The sequence below is a fragment of the Pseudomonas sp. CM25 genome (assembly GCF_013179705.1).
Classification (GTDB): domain Bacteria; phylum Pseudomonadota; class Gammaproteobacteria; order Pseudomonadales; family Pseudomonadaceae; genus Aquipseudomonas.
Genome location: NZ_JABMCW010000524.1, coordinates 1 through 2,685, shown reverse-complemented (window position 1 = coordinate 2,685; position 2,685 = coordinate 1). Strand labels below are relative to the sequence as shown.

Genomic DNA, 2,685 nt, shown 5'->3' with positions numbered 1-2,685 from the left:
CAAGCGATGCCAGACAACGCTGAGGCCGGCGGTGGCTTGATGGTAGCTGTCGTTCAGTTGTGCATCGCACTGGGCTCAACAGTGGGCGGTGTGCTGTTCGACGCGAGCGGGTACCGAAGCACGTTCATCGCGAGCGCGGCTATTCTTTTGGTCGCGGCATTCCTCACCTTTCTCACATCGCGATCGCAAGTATCTTGCTGAGCATGAGCTTATGAGGACCAAGGGCGATGGGGCCATCCAGGTGACCCCATCGCCGCGCTTGAAGCGCATGGCTTCCCAGTGTTCGGGCGGGGTATATCGGCCAAGGGTACCGTCAAGGCGACTACGCCTTCAGTAGGTCAACCGTTCCTCGCTCCGTGCGGCGTGCCAATCTATCCACTGCTTCTGCGAGGATGCACGATAGCTGAATAACCACGCAGAAGTAGAGCAGCGGAAGGCTGCACCTGCGCAACACCCCCGCTGTTGACCCAGAATGCTGATATCTTTTCCGATCGAACGTTGGCGTGAGTGTGTCCTCAAACATCTGCAGGAGGACTAATTATGCAGCCCAATACCGCAGGAACTGAAGAGCAGGGCCCCAGTGGCGTTCCCTATATCAATGACCCGGTAAAGCCCACGTCACCACCCATGAATGACGCCGACGCCACTGATGCTGACGAGGCCGAGCAAGACATGGAGGACGACGGTGAATCCATCCAGGTCAGAGGAGCAAGGCAATGGAGAACTATCATCTGAGTCAAACCCCCGATGGTTGGGAGCTCAAAAAAGCAGGCGCTGTCCGGGCCTCCAAGCGGGCCTCGACAAAGCAGGAGTTGGTGGGTTTACTGGCCGATTTTTTTGACGGCAAAACTGGATCGGTGAAGATCCACAAAGCCGACGGCACCATTGAGGAAGAACGTACCTACCCGCGGTCTACTGATCCGAGACGTTCGAAAGGGTGATCACCATTACTGCTGCTGACTTTGGAATCGAGGTCGGCGATGCGAGCAGCCACGGGTTGTACAAGTGGCTGCTCGCGAGCTTTTTGATCGCGAAGAGGATTCGATCCTCGATCGCTGTGGAGGCGTATCGAAACATTGTTGTTCGGCATGGCTTGGATACGCCCGAGAAGCTGGCTCAATGCTCACATCGTGATCTGGTCAGGTACCTCGGCCAGGCAGGGTATGCCCGCTATGACGAGTCTACGGCAAGGCGGTTGCATTTGCTGGGCGCTGGGCTCTCAAACGATTTGAAGACACGCATGAGCGCATTGACCCTAGGTCTCATCGACCTCGCGACATTTCAGCGTTGGCTTCTGAGCTTTGAAGGTATAGGCCCTAAGACGCTGGAGATTTTCATGCGCGAAGCGGGGCCGAGTTTCACCCGCCAACGGCAGAATAAGCTGGAGCCCATGTGTCGCCGTGATGGCGGTTTAAAGATCTAACTTGGAAAACGGAGTGGGAATCTGCCCAGGCGCGGGCATTCCAACGTGCAGGACCAGCGTGCCGTCGGCATCACTGAAGACCCATCGAAAATACCGGCAGACAAACTCCGCGCTCTGTTCGGCGTGCGCGTGCCGCAACGCAAAGGCCTGCGACAGTGGATACCTGCAAAGGCATACTCCACGGCAGCGTTCGAGCATTTCTTTGCTGCCACCATAGAGACCGTTGAGCAGCTCTGGCGCAAGGCCTGCAATGGACGAGATGTTGATGACAGCGCCTCATATCGGTACTTGCTCACGTAGAGATCAGCGATCCTCCCGTTGCTTTTGTAGCTCTCTGTGCAACCACACGCTTGCTGGTTCTACATCTCCTGAGCATCGCACCTCATAGGCACGGCCACTAACACTGCTTTTAGTCGCAGCAAGGTCAATGAAGTCTTCCGCGCTTTTCACCATGTTCTTGCTTTCGAGATAATTGAGCTTCTGCTCCAGGTGCGCTCGGGCTCGGGGGCCTGAATAGTCGGCGCCGTTACGAATGAATCTGCAGCCACTTTTTTCTACAAACTCTAGCAGGCCTTTTATTTCATCAGCGGTTTGAGGTAAGGCGAATACCCGCATGTCAACGGTGATTGCGATCACGCAAATACTCACTGCCGTGATCAGTTGGCTGACGACCCGCCGGGGGCCTTTCATCCACTTGCGCATGATTTGTCCTACCCACGCTATAGCATCTTTTCAAGCCCTATCGTGCTGCTGAGCCACGAATTGAAGCGCCGCCACCAGCCCCCCGGTTCAGTGGTCAACGTGCGTTGTTGGCCATTGTCCTCGGTGACCCAGACCAGATGATTATCTTCCAGCCGGGCCTGGTAACTCAGGGCAGGTGCCATGCCCTCCAGGGCCAGTTCGCGCACCCGTCCGGCGAGCTGCGGATCATCAACCAAGACACCGACCTCGGTGTTCCACAGCAAAGAGCGCGAATCGAAATTGAACGAACCGACAAAGGCTTTCTGTTGGTCGAACACTATCGCTTTGGTATGCAGGCTGGAGTCGGAGCTACTGGAGGGGCTGCTGGAGGACCCCTTGTGGGAGAAATGCGGCTTGGTATCGCTATCACTTCGACCACCGGCCTGGCGACGTAACTCGAACAGCTTCACACCATGCTGAAGCAAGGTCTTGCGATAGGGCGCGTAAGCACCGTGCGAAGCCGGTACGTCGGTGGCCTCCAGAGAGTTGGTCAGCAAGCTGATCGACACGCCGGCGTCGGC

The 2,685-nt window shown here is 56.6% G+C and carries 5 protein-coding genes and 2 pseudogenes; 5 read left to right on the top strand and 2 right to left on the bottom strand.

Features of this window, described 5'->3' with window-relative positions:
* The 5 genes and pseudogenes from HP546_RS28905 to HP546_RS28890 all read left to right on the top strand — a co-directional run.
* Nucleotides 1–201, top strand: a pseudogene (locus HP546_RS28905) (MFS transporter); the annotation flags it as partial.
* 48 nt (nt 202–249) lie between these two features.
* A pseudogene (locus HP546_RS31705) lies at nt 250–348 on the top strand (dimethylmenaquinone methyltransferase); the annotation flags it as partial.
* Nucleotides 349–540: 192 nt separating this feature from the next.
* Nucleotides 541–735, top strand: coding sequence for a hypothetical protein (locus HP546_RS28900; protein WP_172232883.1), 195 nt, complete (start codon nt 541–543; stop codon nt 733–735).
* Nucleotides 717–941, top strand: coding sequence for a DUF2188 domain-containing protein (locus tag HP546_RS28895; RefSeq protein WP_172232880.1), 225 nt, complete (start codon nt 717–719; stop codon nt 939–941). Before HP546_RS28900 ends, HP546_RS28895 begins: the two co-directional genes overlap by 19 nt.
* Complete coding sequence (locus HP546_RS28890) at nt 938–1,423, top strand: DNA methylase (protein ID WP_372242473.1); 486 nt, start codon at nt 938–940, stop codon at nt 1,421–1,423. Before HP546_RS28895 ends, HP546_RS28890 begins: the two co-directional genes overlap by 4 nt.
* 303 nt (nt 1,424–1,726) lie before the next feature.
* On the opposite strand, the gene HP546_RS28885 is transcribed toward HP546_RS28890, so the two are convergent.
* Nucleotides 1,727–2,125, bottom strand: coding sequence for a DUF5329 domain-containing protein (locus tag HP546_RS28885; RefSeq protein WP_172232877.1), 399 nt, complete (start codon nt 2,123–2,125; stop codon nt 1,727–1,729).
* Between the two features lie 17 nt (nt 2,126–2,142).
* Nucleotides 2,143–2,685: phospholipase D-like domain-containing protein (locus HP546_RS28880; protein WP_256678563.1), on the bottom strand; the 543-nt coding region annotated here is incomplete at its 5' end.